General features: G+C 33.5%; 15 protein-coding genes and 1 tRNA gene. 3 read left to right on the top strand and 13 right to left on the bottom strand.

Going from position 1 to position 17,872, the window contains the following annotated elements:
• Window positions 1-62: 62 nt before the first annotated feature.
• The 4 genes from mgtE to DK442_RS10610 form a co-directional block, all read right to left on the bottom strand.
• Window positions 63-1,412 (bottom strand): magnesium transporter, encoded by a 1,350-nt coding sequence (gene mgtE, locus DK442_RS10625; protein WP_109435840.1) that lies wholly within the window; start codon window positions 1,410-1,412, stop codon window positions 63-65.
• 88 nt (window positions 1,413-1,500) lie between these two features.
• Window positions 1,501-2,364 (bottom strand): 16S rRNA (adenine(1518)-N(6)/adenine(1519)-N(6))-dimethyltransferase RsmA, encoded by an 864-nt coding sequence (rsmA, locus tag DK442_RS10620; protein ID WP_109435839.1) that lies wholly within the window; start codon window positions 2,362-2,364, stop codon window positions 1,501-1,503.
• A complete protein-coding gene (locus tag DK442_RS10615; RefSeq protein WP_109435838.1) occupies window positions 2,357-2,671 on the bottom strand; it encodes a DUF4286 family protein in 315 nt (104 codons plus the stop codon). Before DK442_RS10615 ends, rsmA begins: the two co-directional genes overlap by 8 nt.
• Window positions 2,672-2,772: 101 nt before the next feature.
• The gene (locus tag DK442_RS10610) at window positions 2,773-4,560 is read right to left on the bottom strand and encodes a tetratricopeptide repeat protein (protein WP_109435837.1); all 1,788 of its coding nucleotides are present in this window, start codon (window positions 4,558-4,560) and stop codon (window positions 2,773-2,775) included.
• A 311-nt stretch (window positions 4,561-4,871) separates the two neighbouring features.
• Here DK442_RS10610 and DK442_RS10605 point away from each other — a divergent pair, with 311 nt between their 5' ends.
• Window positions 4,872-6,221: a hypothetical protein gene (locus DK442_RS10605; protein WP_109435836.1), complete on the top strand. Its 1,350-nt coding sequence runs from the start codon at window positions 4,872-4,874 to the stop codon at window positions 6,219-6,221.
• 181 nt (window positions 6,222-6,402) lie between these two features.
• Here DK442_RS10605 and serS read toward each other — a convergent pair whose 3' ends face one another.
• The 3 genes from serS to DK442_RS10590 form a co-directional block, all read right to left on the bottom strand.
• A complete protein-coding gene (serS, locus tag DK442_RS10600) occupies window positions 6,403-7,674 on the bottom strand; it encodes a serine--tRNA ligase (protein ID WP_109435835.1) in 1,272 nt (423 codons plus the stop codon).
• Window positions 7,675-7,835: 161 nt separating this feature from the next.
• Entirely contained in the window at window positions 7,836-8,537 is a 702-nt protein-coding gene (locus DK442_RS10595; RefSeq protein WP_109435834.1) for a hypothetical protein, read from the bottom strand.
• 118 nt (window positions 8,538-8,655) lie between these two features.
• A complete protein-coding gene (locus DK442_RS10590) occupies window positions 8,656-9,804 on the bottom strand; it encodes an oxygenase MpaB family protein (RefSeq protein WP_109435833.1) in 1,149 nt (382 codons plus the stop codon).
• A gap of 254 nt (window positions 9,805-10,058) precedes the next feature.
• Here DK442_RS10590 and DK442_RS10585 point away from each other — a divergent pair, with 254 nt between their 5' ends.
• Window positions 10,059-10,766 (top strand): toxin-antitoxin system YwqK family antitoxin, encoded by a 708-nt coding sequence (locus DK442_RS10585; protein WP_109435832.1) that lies wholly within the window; start codon window positions 10,059-10,061, stop codon window positions 10,764-10,766.
• 45 nt (window positions 10,767-10,811) lie between these two features.
• On the opposite strand, the gene DK442_RS10580 is transcribed toward DK442_RS10585, so the two are convergent.
• From DK442_RS10580 to DK442_RS10555, 6 genes are all read right to left on the bottom strand, one after another.
• The gene (locus tag DK442_RS10580) at window positions 10,812-12,704 is read right to left on the bottom strand and encodes an ATP-binding protein (protein WP_109435831.1); all 1,893 of its coding nucleotides are present in this window, start codon (window positions 12,702-12,704) and stop codon (window positions 10,812-10,814) included.
• Window positions 12,705-12,743: 39 nt separating this feature from the next.
• Complete coding sequence (locus DK442_RS10575) at window positions 12,744-14,066, bottom strand: HTTM domain-containing protein (protein ID WP_109435830.1); 1,323 nt, start codon at window positions 14,064-14,066, stop codon at window positions 12,744-12,746.
• Complete coding sequence (locus DK442_RS10570) at window positions 14,063-14,995, bottom strand: bifunctional riboflavin kinase/FAD synthetase (protein WP_109435829.1); 933 nt, start codon at window positions 14,993-14,995, stop codon at window positions 14,063-14,065. The genes DK442_RS10575 and DK442_RS10570 overlap by 4 nt, the downstream gene beginning before the upstream one ends.
• 144 nt (window positions 14,996-15,139) lie before the next feature.
• Window positions 15,140-15,769 carry an aminoacyl-tRNA hydrolase gene (gene pth, locus DK442_RS10565; RefSeq protein WP_109435828.1) on the bottom strand — a complete coding sequence of 210 codons (630 nt, stop codon included), beginning with the start codon at window positions 15,767-15,769 and terminating at the stop codon, window positions 15,140-15,142.
• A 128-nt stretch (window positions 15,770-15,897) separates the two neighbouring features.
• Window positions 15,898-16,527, bottom strand: a complete 630-nt coding sequence (locus DK442_RS10560) for a 50S ribosomal protein L25/general stress protein Ctc (protein WP_109435827.1) — start codon at window positions 16,525-16,527, stop codon at window positions 15,898-15,900.
• Between the two features lie 25 nt (window positions 16,528-16,552).
• Window positions 16,553-17,494 (bottom strand): ribose-phosphate pyrophosphokinase, encoded by a 942-nt coding sequence (locus DK442_RS10555; protein WP_109435826.1) that lies wholly within the window; start codon window positions 17,492-17,494, stop codon window positions 16,553-16,555.
• A 148-nt stretch (window positions 17,495-17,642) separates the two neighbouring features.
• Here DK442_RS10555 and DK442_RS10550 point away from each other — a divergent pair.
• Window positions 17,643-17,724: transfer RNA gene (locus DK442_RS10550), tRNA-Leu, on the top strand.
• The last annotated feature ends 148 nt before the right edge of the window (window positions 17,725-17,872 follow it).

Below are 17,872 nucleotides of genomic sequence, written 5' to 3'. Positions count from 1 at the left end.
ATTCTTCTCCTTAAAATTACTAAAAAACATCTTCTGAAAGCGTAAAGTGTAGCTTATCTCGATTAAAACCCTAAAATAATCTTTGCAATATAGAAGAATAGAAAAATACCGAAGATATCATTACTCGTGGTAATAAATGGGCCTGTAGCAATTGCGGGATCGATACCTTTCTTGTTTAGAATAATAGGAACAAAAGTTCCTATTAATGCTGCTACTATGATGACACATAGCATGGATATAGCAATAGTTAGACTAAAATTTATTTCCATTTTGGTAATGAACCCGAATACTATAACCAGTATCCCCAGAGTAACACCACTAATTAAGCTTAAACTTATTTCTTTTAGCAAACGGGTTAGAAGACTCCCTTTTACATTATCGTTAGCTAAACCTTGCACAATGATTGCAGAAGACTGTACTCCAACATTACCCGCCATTGCTGCAATCAAAGGAGTAAAGAAGAAAAGTTCTTTGTATTTGTTAAGAGCTTCCTCAAATCCTTCCATGATAAATACACTTCCTAACCCTCCAAAAAGACCAAGGATTAACCATGGTAAACGAGCTCTGGTAAGTTCCCAAACATTATCATCTGCTTCTACATCTTGTGAAATACCAGCGGCTAATTGATAATCTTTTTCGGCTTCGTCTTTTATAAAATCTACAATATCATCGATGGTTACTCGACCTAACAGAACTCCATCATGATCGACTACGGGAATAGCTTCGAGATCATACTTTTGCATGATACGTGCAACCTCTTCTCCTTCTGTATCGACATCTACATAATCTACTTTAGGAATATAAACTTCGCTGATATGTGTTTTTGCAGATGCTGTTAGTAAATCTTTTAGCGATAATCTACCTTTAAGTTTTTCTTCTTTATCAACAACATAAATAGAATGTACTCGAGTTACATTTTCTGCTTGTCGTCTCATCTCCCGAACACAACCAGCAACTGTCCAGGTTTCTTTTACTTTTACCAATTCTTTGGCCATTAATCCTCCCGCAGTATCCTCATCATAAGTAAGGAGTTCTTTGATATCTTCTGCACGTTTTTCATCCTCAATTTCGGCAATTACCTTTTCTGCTCTTTCATCAGGAAGCTCTGCTACGATATCTGCCGCATCATCGGTATCCATTTCTTCCAGCTCTTCGGCTATTTCTTTTACAGAAAGATTTTCCAGAATACGTTCTCGAAAATCCTCTTCCAGTTCCATAAGAGCTTCAGAGGTCTTCTCACTATCAAGTAACTTGATAAGGTATGTTGCTTGAGATAAATTAAGTTCACTAATGATTTCTGCAACATCAGCAAAATGTATTTCATTGAGCATATCACGCAGATTTACATCCTCTTCTGTTTTGATGAGGTGCTTTACCTGTTGGATAAGTTCTTTAGAAACCTGAAATTGCATATGCCTGATGTTTAGTGTCCCCTTGTGTGCAAACGCCCACAAAGATAACCAAAGAATTTAATTAGGCTTTATGGTTGTGTTAAATCCCTTAATGAGTATGTTTTTCTATCAATTGAGTAAGTTTTATAAACTCATCTACCGACAATTGCTCTGGACGTTTTGATAAGATATCTAATATTTTGATTTCATCAGATAGCTGAAAAGTTTTAAGACTATTTCTTAGTGTTTTACGGCGCTGTCCAAAGGCGGTTTTTACTACTCTAAAGAATAATTTCTGATCGCAAGGAAGAGTATAGTCTTTTTTTCTTGTTAATCTTAGTACGCCGCTGTCTACCTTAGGAGGTGGGTTAAACACATCTGGAGGAACAGTAAAAAGATATTCGGCATCATAAAATGCCTGGGTAAGTACCGAGAGAATACCATAAGCTTTGGTACCTGCCTGTTCGCAGATGCGTTGTGCTACTTCTTTTTGAAACATTCCTGTAAATTCAGGAATACGTTCTTTATGTTCTAATGTTTTAAAAACAATCTGTGTCGATATGTTATATGGGAAATTACCTGTAATCGCAAATTGTTTCCCTGGGAATACGGAATTTAAATCAAACTTTAGGAAATCAGCTTCCAAAACCTGAAAAGATGAATTGCTCCTCAATACTTCATTGTGCTCTAACTGAAAGTTAGTGTTCAGATATTCAATAGATTCACTATCCAGATCCATGGCAATGACATCAAGGTTTTTTTGGAGGATGTATTTGGTTAAAACTCCCATTCCCGGACCGATTTCGATAACATTTTTATATCCCTGTAGCGTTAGCGTATCTCCAATTTTTCGGGCTATATTTTCATCTTTCAAAAAATGCTGTCCAAGATGTTTTTTTGCTTTTACAGCAGTTTTTTCTTGTGATACAGAATAATTAGGAGTGTATTTTTTGTTTTTCTTTGATTTAGCCATTCTGTTCGCTTACAATTTCTAATTCTGTTCTGAATGCCACAAATTTACCTGCAAAGCGGTTGGTTTCTGCCCTAAGACGATCGGCATCTTCAGCATAATATTTTTGTAAAGTCTCTTTATTTTTAGTTGTATATTGAACAGAATAAGTAATACCTCCCATTTCTTCCTCTACGAGTACTTTGGTCATTAACGCCTTACTAAATTTTCCTGTGGCTAACATATCAGGAATATGCTCTTCTTTCATCCATTGCAACCATTCGCTATGAATAGTTTCTTCTATGTTTATAGTGACGTTATATATGTACATAAGTATTGTTTAATTTTAATTGAGAAGAAAATAGAATTTGATCTAAAAAAGTTAAGCGAACAAAGGTAGTAAACTACATGCAACTAACTATTGATAATTACCTAATTTATAGCATCTCCACGTAGGGTTCTGTATTTTTTTCTGGCCGCTACAAAATAGATACTAGCTGCATGGTTAAAGATAATTTTCTCATACAATTCCTTTGCTTTTTCGGGTTCACCCAATTCATTCGAATATAGTTCTGCTAACCAATAATAAGCATCATCTGCTAGAATATCATCGTTATAAAATTCTATAATTTTAAGGTAGTTGATTTTGGCTTTTTGGAATTGTTTTTCTTTTTCAAATAATTTTGCCTGACGTAAAAAAGCTTCATCTTCGATTTTTTCGCCTCTATGCTGAGTTAAGATTTTCTGATATTCTGCAATCGCATCTTCATTCTTATTTTGAAAGGCTAATAAGTCTGCTCTGGCAAAAATCTTTAAAGCAGTTTGTGTAGAATCCTCAAGAGAATTATCGCTTATAATAAGACTTAGCTCCATAGCATCGTTAGCAATTAATTGAGAGGTAGAAGATTTTAAAACATCAAGTTGGGTTTGTGCCCATGCAAAATCCCCTTTGTAATAACTTGTTTTTGCTACTTTAAAACGGGCGTCCTGTGCCAGGAAATTATTCTTTAGTGCATTTTGTACTTGCGTATAATAGATTAATGCTTGATTAAATTTTTGGTCTAATACTAAGATGTCTGCAATTTTCATTTTAATTCGGGAAGACTGAAATCTGGATAGCCGCTCTCTTTTGAGTAAATCTTTTAAAAAACCAATAGCTTCTTGTTTTTTATCCTGATTAAACGCCAGGAAATGAGCATAATCTACTTGTAGGCCTATCGTTTCTCTGGATTTACCATACTCATTAAATACTGTATTATATTGATCAACTATGGTTTTGTATTCTTTTTTATTGGCATTATCCACTTTGGCTTTAAGAATAATCTTATGAGCAGTAAGTTTCATGTCTTTTGAAGCTGAGGTTTCTAGAAGGTAATTAAGAATTTCTGTAGCTGATTTAATATCTTTTTCAGAAATAGCAATTCTGGCTAAATCAATGATTCCTTCAGGACCTTCTTCTTTACGTTTGTAAATAGCTTTTTCCTGTATAAATGCTTTTTTAAACTCTTTTTGCTGTACAAAAAGCCAACTCAACATTTCGTTATATAAAATGTCGGGGTTTTGTTGTAGTCTTTTAATTAATAATTTTCTAAAGATAATATTGGCTTCATTTGTCGGATCTTCTGATATGTAATCTCCAAAATTTCGTTGCACAATATTGATATAATTGGGTTGTGTTTTTAATAAAGACAAATAACTATCAAACATCTTTTCTAGTTTGCCTTGTTCTCCATAGATTTTGGCTAATTGCACATTAAAATTTGCTCGGGGATTGTCTTTCATCCCTTTTTCATAAATCAATGCGGCTTCATCTAGTAAACTATATTTTTCAAATGTTTGTGCAAGGGAGTAGGCGTGATTTACACTATTGTTACTATAGGTTTCTACCGCCTTGTCATAATACAAACGCGCTTCTTCAGATTTTCCCTGCAAATCATAATGATGTCCTAGTTCTACCAGAATCTGAGCATTACCAGGTGTTCTTTCTACTCTTTTTTTCAAAATACTTTCTGCTTCATCAAACTTTTCTAATTGTTGATACGATTCTACTAACCCTAAAAAATAATTTATCCGGTTAGGATTTTTGGCATATAGTTTTTGATATACAGAAAGTGCTTTTTCATATGCTCCTTGTTGGATATAGTTTTTAGCCAACTGTTCCGACTGCGCAAATGTCGAAAAAGTAAATACTAGGGAGATATAGAAAAAGATAAGGCGCATTTTGCAAGTTTTTTGTAAATATAACAAAATGCGAATTAGTAGTATGTTATGGTTCCCTTAATCTATGCGTTTAACCCTTTAATGTTGAATTATTGTATTATCAATTTTGATGAATTTACGAATTTGTACATTTTATTGAATCTGGAATGATGAAATATGATGAAATATTATTTTTTTCAACTTTTTTAGATATTAGTAAAAGTAATATGTAATGTAGTTTTGGGTGTTATAATTTAAAAGCGAAACTATGTGGGTAATTGCTCTGGGGCTGAAGTAAGATCATTAGTTACTAAAATTAAACTCAATAAGAAATGAGAAAACAACAAAATAAAATATTCTTACATTTAATGATTTTAGTAACTACCACGCTAGGGTTATTTAGTTGTAAAAATGAAAAGCCAGAACCTTATCAGGCTCCAGAGCCCCAGCAAAAATTGATACCACAACCTTTTCCAACAACATATGGTTTTCCTGTTTCTGAGGCGACATTAATCGGATATACACAGGATTACTCGAATCCAAAAAATATAGAAGGCATTTATACACATGCTTGGCAGATATGGGCAGGGCTTACGCAAATGACGGATTTAGAAACTGAAAACGGACATAAAATTAGAGTGTTTGAATCATGGAGAACACCACAACAAATAAAATCAGAAGACAGAATTAATGATAAAAATCTATTTCCTTTAACCGTTCCTCATCAATTGGGACATGGAGTAGGTTTGGATAGTATTAATGAAACACAACTAGCTGGATTTGTAAAATATAGTCCTGCTGCAGAAAAGCATGTTGTAGAACAAGGGATTTTTGATCAAAAAGTAGCAAAATCATTGATTAAAAGCGGTGCAAATCAAATTATAGGTTTTCCAGTAAAATCCATTATGATTAAACCAGTATTTCTTCCTGTAAATTTGGCTAATGGCAAGGATACTATTCATGTATGGCAAGGACCACCAAAAGACACGATTCGTACCTGGGATCAAAATGATTGGCCAAATTCTTTAATTAAAGTAGTGAAGAGTAAAAGTGAAGCTGACGGAAAAACAAAGTTTGCAATATCAGATTTTATAAATTTTAAGGTTGATAAAAATTTTACAGAGCCATTTGGAAATTTTGAACATGGAGATTATGCTGTTTTAGTGGGAATGCACGTAATGACAAAAGAAACAACACGATGGACATGGCAATCTTTTTGGTGGAGTCAATATCCCGATACACCTCATTTTCCGAGTTCAAAATTGCATGCCTCATATCGAAGTAATGTAACCTTAGATGATGCGGCTAGTCATTATGCCATGACAGCAGCGTATTCAACCAAAATACCAGCTCAACCTTATATTAATGGTCAAAACATTGGGGAATCTTTATATGCCTATAATCCTTATTTGGAGGCTGGTTTTGGCCCTTCTGGTTCTAATAATCCTGTTTTACTAGGTGAAAATGAAAGCGGTATCTATAACGGTAAAACTGTTCAAAATAATTATGGGATTCAAACCAATTGTATGAGCTGTCATATCCAGGCAAGATGGCCTCAAAATAATTCGAGTTTAAATTATAATGGTAATCGTTATGTAGATTTTCAGCAAAGCTACGGTAAAGACACGCTTCAACTCGATTTTTTATGGTCAGTTAATGCAACTCTTGGGTCAATCAAATAGATAAACCATTTAATTTGTGATTCGTCACAAATTTTAAAAATATATTGTTATTGCATGTGTGGGATGAGATGGCGAGCATTATCCCTGTTTTAGTAGAACAACCATGTGGTGTGAGTAGCCCAGTTATTTGCTTGATTAGCATATGACTGGGCTTATTTTTTAATTCATTCTGTGGATTAAATTAATCAATCCATTCAAATCCACAGTAAGGAACCAATACCTCAGGAATTTTAATCCCTTTTGGAGTTTGATAATTTTCTAAAATACCGGCCAATACTCTTGGAAGTGCTAATGAACTTCCATTAAGCGTATGTGCCAACTGATTTTTTCCTGTAGTATCTTTAAATCTTAGTTTTAATCGATTGGCTTGATAAGATTCAAAATTAGAAACAGAACTAATTTCTAACCAACGATCTTGTGCCGTAGAAAATACTTCAAAATCATAGGTCAGCGCAGAGGTAAATCCTATATCACCACCACAAAGACGTAATACGCGATAAGGTAATTGTAACTCTCTAAGAATATCTTTTACATGTTCTACCATTCCATCAAGAGCCTGATATGAATTTTCTGGTTTTTCGATGCGCACAATTTCGACTTTATCAAATTGATGCAAACGATTTAAGCCTCTTACGTGAGCACCATAAGAACCGGCTTCACGTCTAAAACAAGGAGTATATCCTGTACAACAAATAGGGAGTTGATTTTCTGTTACTAATTCATCTCTAAACATATTAGTTACAGGAACCTCTGCAGTAGGAATAAGATATAGATCATCACCGGTTACATGATACATTTGTCCTTCTTTATCTGGTAACTGGCCTGTGCCATATCCTGAGGCTTCGTTTACCAAATGCGGAACCTGATATTCTTTATACCCAGCTTCAGTGTTTTTATCTAAAAAATAACTGATCAACGCACGTTGTAATCGAGCACCTTTACCTTTATATACAGGAAAGCCCGCTCCGGTAATTTTAACACCCAACTCAAAATCGATAATATCATATTTCTTAGCGAGCTCCCAATGAGGTAATGCTCCTTCTTCTAATACCGGGATCTCTCCTTCTTTATAAACCTCTTCATTGTCCTCATCGCTCTGTCCGTTAGGAACAGAATCATGGGGAATATTAGGAATGGTATATAACAATTGTGTGAGTTCTTCTTGTATCTGAGTAAGCTTAGCGCCAAGTTCTTTAGAAGTTTCCTTAAGCTGTGCCGTTTTCTCTTTAAGTAAATTAGCTTTTTGTTGCTCTCCATTCTTAAAGAGCATACCAATTTCTTTGGAGAATGTATTAGAATCTGCTAGTGTGTTATCCAGTTTTGTTTGCGTAGCACGACGATCTTCATCCAAGGCAATCACTTTACCTAAAACCGATTCGCCATCAAAATTTCTTTTTGCCAAGGCTTTTATATACGCTTCTTTGTTTGCTATGATTTGTGATACTACTAACATGATATCTTTTTTGACGGTTTTTTCATCATTTGTAATGAAGGAGCAAATTTAAATAAAAGCTCGGGTTTTGGAACTTAATTTTTTTGGATTGTTATAAGAAATTCAATTTATGGGTCATAATAATTTTTTCTACTGCTTTTGAGACTTAATTATAAATGACCTTATGGGGCTATAGTGTAAGCAAAGATAGCAGCTACCAAAATCCATAAACCAGATATAGACCCCAATACTAAGGACCAAGCTATGTTTTTTTTATAAACAACATATATAGAAATGGGTAAGGTAATGAATAGAAGTACTTCTGCAATACTGATATAATGAGGTGTGTTAAATAGCATAGAGGCATTTTGATAATACCACCAACCGGCACTTTTGGCCATATTCTCATAAAAGAAGATATATACTCCGCCAGAAATAGCAATAATACCTGATGCAATTGCTATACCTTTCCATTGGATTAGTCTTAAGCTTAGATACCCCATCTGAACGAGTACATTTGACCATGCAAAAGGCATATATAGGGGAGAAGTCCATAACATAGGCTCATCCATTGGATATACTAATGAATCCAGTGTTATGGCGGCGTAATGGTCGGCAAACAGCTCAAGAATACCACAAGAAGTTCCAAATACAATGAGTTTTAATATTAGATTGTTTTTGGAGGTGATTGCATATACAAGATAGATTGGATATAAAATATAAGTAATAATTCCAGCAGAAATTGATCCAGCTTGCGTAATTGAACTTCCGATTGTCCAAAGGATTAAAATAATTTGAGTAATATCAATAAAAAGAGTCGTTTTCTTATTGAATTCTGTTGCATTGAATGTTTTTTTTTCTAAAAGTGTTTGAATCGTGATCATTTTTAACTGTTTGATTGTAATACTGTAAATACTATTGGGATGTAATAGTTAGACAGGATTAGATAAATAAAGTTTTAAAAGGGTTTATGAAAAATACCAGCTTTTTTTAATGATGAGTTTAACCACTGTTAATAGAATTGGGCACGGATAAGTTTTTTTTGAAAGATATATTCTGAAATTTATGATACGCTATTAAAAAGCATTTGTTCACTGTAGATATTGATGCAAACTTAGAAAGTAATACTATTTTTTTTTCATGATTGTTATGGCTGTTTTTTATTCCTATAGTTTCACCAATATCTAGTCCAGTAGCTTCTGACGTTTCTTTTAGAAAATATCTCACCATAAATTCGGGAATATTTTTGGATAGGAACCCTCGTGTTAAATTTTTATGAAGATCAATACAGGATTTAGTCAATTCGATGCCTTCAGCCGATGGGGCAGCTTGATGTTTGAGTATTTTGATGGATAACTCCCAGGCTTCGTTATATGTGTTTGGAAGTAAATCATGATCTATCCCATTTAAATAGCCTATTACTTTCCAACAATGTATATAACCTTCCTTCTCCTGCTTTGTTAGTTTAATATTAAGTTGTTCTAACCCATCGATAATCATTGGAGCAAAAGCCATTAACGTACCTGTTAAATCCTCCTGATTAATGGGGGCACCTAATTCATCGGTATCCCATTCATAAGTATTGTACTTAGGACATTGTAGAAAATACCTTACCATAGCATGTATGAGTCGTACCTTTTGTATAGTAACAATTCCTTTGCCATTTGGTAAAAAACTACCAGGAGACATTGTATTTGCAACCATTTGCCCTGTTTCTGCAAGTCTTTTAAATATTTTTGAACTTCCATATCGTTCGGTTAACCTGCCGGTAAGATGTAATATTTTTGCTCCGTTTTTACAAGAATAGCAAAGAGGAAGAGATTTATATTGTAACATCATCATTATCAATAAAACATATCTGTTAAATACATCCTGCCCTAATTGGATAAGTTTCCAATCAAGCCACTCTGGTAGTGTTGATGTCGTTTTAAAATATTCGTTTAACTTCTGTTGTATTTCAATTGGGAATAGGTCAAATTGGTGTTCTGAATAACTATTATTTCTGACCAGTGCTTTAAGTGTTTTGATAAATTGAGCATGATTACCAGATGTGATAATTTCATGCATGATTTGATCTGCTAAAGGGTCGGTTTTTTTTCTTTTTTCATCTAAAAACTTATCCGTTACGTTGGTAGAATCGAACATGTTCATTGGTTAGGTTTTAATGTTAATATGATTGCTTTAAGAACTGTATTTTTTAAAACTTCAACTACAATCGATATTATTTCAATACAATGATAAATTTAAAGCACTTAAAATGCTAAATAATATTCTACTTTTTCTTAATTCGAATTGTATAATAGATATACTTTGGTGACAATAGTAGAAGTTTTAAATTTGAAGTATTTCCTGATACAATTTTTATAAAATGATGTAGAGATGAAAAGGAATAATTAATTTGACTTATGAAAAATTATAAGAAATACATTGTTCTTAGTGCAATGATTTTGTGCTTAAGTTGTGCAGACTCTAGTGAGGAACAAAAAATAGAATATCATAAGAATGGTAATGTCAAAGGTATTGGTAAGATTAAGCAATCTAAGAAAATAGGAGTTTGGGCATATTATGACGAAGATACTGCCGAGGTAGATTCTATACCTTATAAAAATGGAGTTAAGGATGGGGAAGCCAGAGCATACGATTTAAGAACAAATACATTGTCTAAAAAAGGAAGCTATAAGGATGATCTACAAGAAGGTATTTGGGAAACCTATCACTTTGATGGAGCAGTGCATTCTAGAGCAACATTTACAAACGGGAATGCAATAGGAGAGTTGCTTTACTTTTTTGCAGATGGAACTCCTAAAATGAGTACTCCGATTAAGAATGGAAACTTACATGGAACCTATAAGGAATACCATGCAAACGGAAAATTATCGATTATAGGATACTATCAGAACGGCGAAAGAGATGGAGAATGGAAAGAATACAATGAAGAAGGTGTGGTTAAAGAAATGTACCAATACCAATCAGGGTTATGGCATGGTAATTATGAGAAGTATCATTTTAATGGTAATATTAAAGAAAAAGGGAGATATGAACTAGATCAGAAATCAGGGACATGGGAATATTTTGATGAAAATGGAGTTATGATTTCTACAGAGAATTTTTAAATAAAAAATATCAGTTTGAGCAAGTAAAGTACTCTCTTCAAGATATTACATAGGAATTTCAATATCGATTACTGTACCTCTGTTTGGAGTAGAATCAATAAATAAGGTGCCTGATAATTTATCCAGACGTTTCTTTATGTTTTTAAATCCAATACCATCTGCATTTTTTTTGGTATTAAACCCAATACCGTTATCCTCAAAAAGAAGTTGCAGTGTTTTTTCATATTGATTCAGATAGATATCAATTCGATCTGCCTGTGCATGTTTCAGACAATTGGTTAATAATTCCTGAATGATTTTAAATAATTCTTCTTTTAAAGGAACACCGATTTTGTCGATTTGTTCTTCGGGATGAGGATTAAAAGAAATGTTCTGATCACTACCATCCTGTATATTAGATATGTATTCTTTTACAAGCTTAGAAATTCCATTTTCAAGAAACTTTTTAGAAGCGAGATCATGAGAAATATCTCTTACTTGATGATAGGTTTCATCAATTTGGTTGATGATCTTAGTGTTTTGATTACCATTATCATTATTAGAAAGCTGTAGTTTTATACTAGCCAAGTTTCCACCAATACTGTCATGTAGCTCTCTGGCAACACGTTTTCGTTCCCGATCTTGTCCTTGCATAGAAGCCTTAATAAGGTTAAGTTCCTGTTCCTTCATCAATCCGTGTACTTTCTGTTGGTTTACTTCCTCTTGTGACTTATTAAGTTTGACCTGTGTTTTTAGTTTTTGAAAATATAGGATCAACAAAGCAATGATAGGAATAAGAGTGATAACAAAGCCGATTAGAAAGGCATTTTTAATGGTTCTTTGCCGGCTGATTTCATTTTCTTTAAGTAGTTGCTCTTCCTTGAGGGTAAAGATTTCTTTTTCTTTTTGAAGGGTTTGGTATTTAATTTCCAACTCCTTAACAATCTCTTTGTTTTGATTTTTTAAGATTTGATCAGAAACGTTGACATATTGAGTCATTAACCCATAAGCATTTTTGTAATCTTCTTGTCCTCTATACAGACTAGTTAGCATATTGATAACATCTCGTTGTAACTCTAGTCTATTCCATTGCACAGTATTTACATATGCAGAATTTAAAATCATCTCAGCAGCATCATATTGTTCGAGAGTATAGTATATAATTCCCATTTGAAATACAGCATCAATGTATAGGTCGTAAAAGTGATTTTGGATAGCTTTTTCTTTGACAAAGCTAAATTGATCCATTGCATGATCATATTCTTTTGTAATACTATTGATTCTTCCTAGATTAAGGCGAATCTTCAACTGGGTTTTTAAATCTTTACCTGGATCTAATTGATCCAAAACTTCATGATAGAGAGATTGTGCTATTCCAATTTCCTTTTTGAAAAGATGTAAGTCGGCTAGCGCTTTTTTAGCTAATAGATTTAGTTTTTTATCTGTGGTTTTTTCTATACAATTGTGTAATATAGGTAGTGCCGTGTCATATTCTTCTTTATGAAGGTATATAATAGCAAGGTCAAGCTGATGGGTGTAAAACAAAGTACTCATTGTGGAAGCCGGGGAGATAGATAACCCATCAAGATGATACTTCATCGCATCATCGTAGAGTCCTTTACTTAATTTCCCTTTTCCTAATATGTGATATGATTTGGAAATATATTCATCGCTATTCGGGATGTTCTTCTGATATTTTACAACTTCACTTTTTAAGAAGTTACCATAATAGATAATAGAATCCGTATTTCCATATCGTATATGAATATTTGCAATAGTATCAATAATTTTTATTCGCGAGATAGGGTCGCTGGTTGTGTGTAAATTACGATATAAACGTTTGTTAACCGGGTTAGGAGTAACTCCAAAAGAAGTAAACCTTTCTTCTTGTTGACTAGATACCAAGAAGGGCAATCCTAAAACGATGATAAAAATAGTTCTTAAAATATAGAAATGCATTCTTGTTATTGTATTTACTTGAGAACAATCATTTTTTTCCTATTCTCTGTTATATTTAATGATCCATGGATTGGTGCTAAAATAATTCCAGGGGACATTAGCAAGATCAACTTCGGGATCGATAAATACTTTTTGTTCTTTTCCATTAATAGATATTTTGCTATTTACATAAACAGCGATATCTTTTCCTTCAGTGGCATACTTTTCTTTAAGATGCTGCGCAAATTGCCACATTGCATCTGGTTTAGTAGAGACTAATCGTAATTGTTTTCTAGAAAGGTAATTAGTCTTGTTAATATATTTTCGTTTAGCTTCAGGATCATTTTTATCTAAAATATAAAAATTTGTGATTCCCGACCTGCCTCTAAGCATCATACGCCAGCTCATTCTATGTCCTTCTTCTGTCCAAAGCACGTCTCCCGGGATAAACCAGTGACGAACAGGAAGAGTTATTTGTATTAAAAACCAAACGGTCATGATTGGTACCACAAATTTTTTATAAGAAGGAATAACCATTTCACTAGCAGTGTAGAATTCTTTCTTTTTCATAAAAATGCGATGTATCTTTTCTTTAGAAAAGAAAAATACACTGAAAGCCAGAGATAGATATGGAAATATCCCTATTTGAAATACTATAGAATTAAATAAATGAAAAAAGATACTAATACAAAATGCTATGAATCGTGTTCTTTTCCATAGTAAAAGAGGAATAATCAGCAAATCAAATAAAATTCCGAAATAGGTAACACTTATATGTGCCCAGTGCCCTTGAAGGATATCTCCAACAATAGGGTAATGCGCGCGACCAGCCATTAAGTTTTTTGCAACTGTATAGTCAAGCCAATCTGGATAGAATTTTGCTACAGAAGCATAGGTGTAAACGATCCATAATTGTATAATGATCACTAACAGACACCATCGAGGCATTGAAATTTTTTTCAATAATGGATTTTGTTTTACATCAACAGAAAAATAGTTTCCTGCAGGTAGAATAGACATTATAATGCAAAGTAGTAATAATAGATAATAATGGTTGTTGTAAGAAGATTTTTGCATAAAATATACTCCGGCCCACATTATCGTATAGGCAATCATACTCCAACGATATCTAAATCCAATCATCACTAGCAGTCCAAAAATCCCCATAACTGCAAAGTAAAAATACATACCATTACCGGGGAGTGGCTGTAAAAAGTCAAGACCAATAAAATTAAATGTAAATTCTGGATCGATCATGGTCCTTTTAATCCATCCGGTAAAAATAGCTCCGATAGCTTCTGCTGCGATAAGAAACCCAAAAAAAACTCTAAATATGATAAGAGCACTATTATCAATATGGGTAAATAACCAGCGATTAATCATACCAAAGAGTTTATATAATCCCTAGAAAAATCTTCATCTTGTTGCATAGCCTCTTGCAATTGCTCAATAGAATCAAACTTCTTTTCATCACGAATACGTTTTAGCATCTGTATTTGAATCTTTTTGTCATATAAGTTAAAAGAAGCATCAAAGAAATGAGTTTCTATAGATTGTTGCGTACCATTCACCGTGGGGTTAGTTCCTATATTCATCATTCCAAAACGGATTGTGCCATCAATTTCTGATTTGACAATATAGACTCCGTTTTTTGGGATAAGTTTATATTTTTCTTCTATGTATAAGTTGGCTGTAGGGTAATTGAGTTTCCTTCCAAGTTCTTTCCCCTTAACTACTATGCCGGTTAACATATATTCGTATCCGAGAAAAGTATTTGCTCTCGTTATATCACCTTGTAAAAGAGCTTCTCTAATCTTGGTAGAACTTACCGCAACATCATCAATATCTTGTTTAGAAATTTCTTCTACAGTAAAATCATTTTGTATTCCGTAAGAAGCGAGATCTGTGATATTAGAATTTCGATTACGTCCAAACCTATGATCATATCCTATAATAACATGACGTACATTAAGCCGATCTACTAACATTTGTTGCACGTATTCACCAGCTGTAAGGCGGGAGAATTCTTGTGTAAAAGGGTGAATAACAAGGCTGGTTAGTCCAGTCTTTTCTAATATTTGTATACGCTCATCGATTGTATTGATAAGCTTTATGTTAGAATCTTGTTGTAAGACCATTCTTGGATGTGGAAAGAACGTGAGAATAACAGAATCTAATCCATTTTTCTGGGCACTTTCTATAAGACGATCTATTATCTTTTTATGACCGATATGCACGCCATCAAAAGTACCTATGGTAACTACAGAAGGTGTTTGGTTGTCGTATGTTTTTGCGTCTGTATAACGTTTCATCTGTTCATTTTAAATTCATGTTCAATTATCAGATGAAATTCGCTAATATTTAATATGCTTGGCATCAATATGATTGTTATGCTTATTTCAAGAAGTGAAATTTACAGCGATTGTAAAAATAAAAAATAGTTTGGATACATTTCTTTATTTTCCGTTAAAGCTATTCATTGTGTTTGATGTTCCTGCGGTAGCAAAAGATTTAATCAATGCAATTGCTTTTTCTAATCGTTCTGGCATAGCAGACTCTTCTTCGGTTTTCCATTCTCCAAGCACATAATCTACTTGCCTGCCTTTACTAAATTCATCACCAACTCCAAATCTAAATCTGCAATATTTAGAAGTTTGTAATTGTGCTTCGATATCTTTAAGTCCATTATGTCCTCCAGCACTACCTTTAGTTTTAACACGAATGGTTCCAAAAGAAAGATTGATGTCATCAGTGACCACTAAAAGATTTTCTATTGGCACTTTTTCTTTCTCCAGCCAATATCGAACTGCTTTTCCACTGAGATTCATATAAGTATTGGGTTTGAGTAATATGATGGTTCTTCCTTTGTATTTGTAGGTTGTGAGATCACCCAGCTTGTTTGTCTCAAAAATAAGACCTTCTTCTTTAGCCAAAGCATCAAGAATCTTAAAACCTATATTGTGCCGGGTGTTGTGGTATTTAGGACCAATATTCCCAAGACCGGCGACAAGAAATTTTTTCATAAGATCATCTTGTGTTTCTTCTACTTTTTGTTTTGAAAATAATCTTCTAAATACAGAAAGCATATGATTTACAATTGTTTAATTTGTATAATTTTAATACGAATTTAAATAGAAGTATTAAAACTATGTAAAAATAAAAAAAGCATCCTGAATAATAATCAGAATGCTTTTGTATCTCTAGAATTGTAAGATTAAGCTTCAGCAGCTGGAGCTTCTGCTCCTTCTGTAGCAGCTTCAGTTCCTTCTTCTTCATCGTCATCGTCATCTGCGACAGCAGTACGAGAAGTTTTAACCATACAAACTACTGTATTGTCTGGGTGTAAGATTGTGAAATCATCACTTGCTAAACTGGTAACTAATAATTTGTTTCCTATTTTTAGGTTAGTAATGTCTCCTTCGATCAAGTCTGGTAATTTAGAAGCAAGACCTTTTACTTTAATACGTCTTAGGTTATAGCGTAAAACACCTCCATTAAGAACTCCTCTTGCATTTCCTGTTGTTCTAAAAGGAAGCTCAACTGTAATTGGCTTATCATCAAAAATTTCAACAAAATCGATATGTAAAATTTTGTCAGTTACAGGGTGAAATTGGATATCCTGTAAGATGGCGTTTATCTTTGTACCATTATCCAACGCAATTACCACGGTATGAACGTCTGGAGTATACACTAAGTTTTTAAAGGCAATTTCTGGCGCTGCAAAGTGTACAATAGTGTCTCCACCATAAATAACACAAGGTACCTGTCCAGCATTACGTAAGGCTTTTGTCGCTTTCTTGCCTACGCTTTCTCTTTGAGATGCATTGATTGTTAATGATTTCATTTTTTAAAATTTATTAATTATTATTTTACATTATAAAGTTAGAGCTAATTGACTGGTTTTTATGAACTCTGTTCATAACATCTGCAAATAAATCTGCACAGCTAACAACTCTGATTTTATCACTTTTTTGTTTTAGAGGAATAGAATCGGTTACGATCAATTCTTCTAGTTTAGAATTCTCTAATCGCTCATATGCGTTCCCAGAAAGGATAGGGTGGGTACATATGGCTCTTACACTCTTGGCACCTCTCTCTATCATTAGATCAGCTGCTTTGGTTAATGTTCCGGCAGTATCTACCATATCATCAACTAAAACTACATTTTTTCCTGTCACATCTCCAATAAGTTCCATATGCGAAATTACATTTGCTTTGGCTCTTTGCTTATAGCAAATAACGACATCACTTGATAAGGCTTTAGAATATGCGTAAGCTCTTTTAGAACCACCCATATCTGGAGAAGCGATTGTAAGATCACTTAAATTTAGCGATTGAACGTATGGTAAAAATATAGTTGATGCAAATAAATGATCTACAGGTTTCTCAAAAAACCCTTGAATCTGATCTGCATGTAAATCCATAGTAATGATTCTTGTTGCACCAGCAGTTTCTAACATTTTGGCAATCAGTTTAGCAGCAATAGGGACTCTTGGTTTATCCTTTCTATCCTGGCGAGCCCACCCATAATAAGGTAATACCGCTGTGATATGCCTTGCCGAAGCTCTTTTTGCTGCATCAAGCATCAATAACATTTCCATAAGATGATCAGAACTAGGGTGAGTCGACCCAATAATAAAAACTCTGGATCCTCTTACAGATTCTTCAAAAGAAGGTTGAAACTCACCATCACTATACGTTGATGTAATAATTTTACCCAGTTTAGCGCCATAGGCAGCTACTATTTTTTCTGCGAGTTCTGTACTTTGACTACATGCAAAAAATTTTGCTTCTGTAACTGCGATTGACATAGGGTAAATTATTGTATTATAAAGAGTTAAAATTTATTTTCTAAAAACAAGGTGCAAATTTAAAAATTTATTTTCACTCTAACCTTTATTTTGTTACTTAATTTAATGGTAGGAAAAGAATATTTTGTTAATTTTGCCGTCCATTAATGCTCGAGTGGCGGAATTGGTAGACGCGCTGGATTCAAAATCCAGTGACTTCGGTCGTGTGGGTTCGATTCCCACCTCGAGTACAAAAAAGGCTTAGATGAAAATCTAAGCCTTTTTTATGTCCTGATACAATAATCATATATTTTGATATCTTTAAAAAAGATAGATTTTACCATAGTTCTTTGCTACAAATTTTTTATAGTATGAATAACTTTGTTTAAGATGTTTTTA

The organism is Aquimarina sp. AU119, from assembly GCF_900312735.1.
In the GTDB taxonomy this organism is placed as follows: Bacteria; Bacteroidota; Bacteroidia; order Flavobacteriales; family Flavobacteriaceae; genus Aquimarina; species Aquimarina algiphila.
Note: the sequence above shows the minus strand (reverse complement) of the source record. Positions and strands in the feature narration are given on the sequence as shown.

Coding starts and splice junctions, on each gene's coding strand:
- DK442_RS10570 (WP_109435829.1), bottom strand. CDS start 14,995: ATGAAACGTTATACAGACGCAAAAACATACGACAACCAAACACCTTCT.
- mgtE (WP_109435840.1), bottom strand. CDS start 1,412: ATGCAATTTCAGGTTTCTAAAGAACTTATCCAACAGGTAAAGCACCTC.
- DK442_RS10595 (WP_109435834.1), bottom strand. CDS start 8,537: ATGATCACGATTCAAACACTTTTAGAAAAAAAAACATTCAATGCAACA.
- DK442_RS10580 (WP_109435831.1), bottom strand. CDS start 12,704: ATGCATTTCTATATTTTAAGAACTATTTTTATCATCGTTTTAGGATTG.
- DK442_RS10555 (WP_109435826.1), bottom strand. CDS start 17,494: ATGTCAATCGCAGTTACAGAAGCAAAATTTTTTGCATGTAGTCAAAGT.
- pth (WP_109435828.1), bottom strand. CDS start 15,769: ATGCTTTCTGTATTTAGAAGATTATTTTCAAAACAAAAAGTAGAAGAA.
- DK442_RS10615 (WP_109435838.1), bottom strand. CDS start 2,671: ATGTACATATATAACGTCACTATAAACATAGAAGAAACTATTCATAGC.
- DK442_RS10585 (WP_109435832.1), top strand. CDS start 10,059: ATGAAAAATTATAAGAAATACATTGTTCTTAGTGCAATGATTTTGTGC.
- DK442_RS10590 (WP_109435833.1), bottom strand. CDS start 9,804: ATGAACATGTTCGATTCTACCAACGTAACGGATAAGTTTTTAGATGAA.
- DK442_RS10605 (WP_109435836.1), top strand. CDS start 4,872: ATGAGAAAACAACAAAATAAAATATTCTTACATTTAATGATTTTAGTA.
- DK442_RS10560 (WP_109435827.1), bottom strand. CDS start 16,527: ATGAAATCATTAACAATCAATGCATCTCAAAGAGAAAGCGTAGGCAAG.
- DK442_RS10575 (WP_109435830.1), bottom strand. CDS start 14,066: ATGATTAATCGCTGGTTATTTACCCATATTGATAATAGTGCTCTTATC.
- DK442_RS10610 (WP_109435837.1), bottom strand. CDS start 4,560: ATGCGCCTTATCTTTTTCTATATCTCCCTAGTATTTACTTTTTCGACA.
- serS (WP_109435835.1), bottom strand. CDS start 7,674: ATGTTAGTAGTATCACAAATCATAGCAAACAAAGAAGCGTATATAAAA.
- rsmA (WP_109435839.1), bottom strand. CDS start 2,364: ATGGCTAAATCAAAGAAAAACAAAAAATACACTCCTAATTATTCTGTA.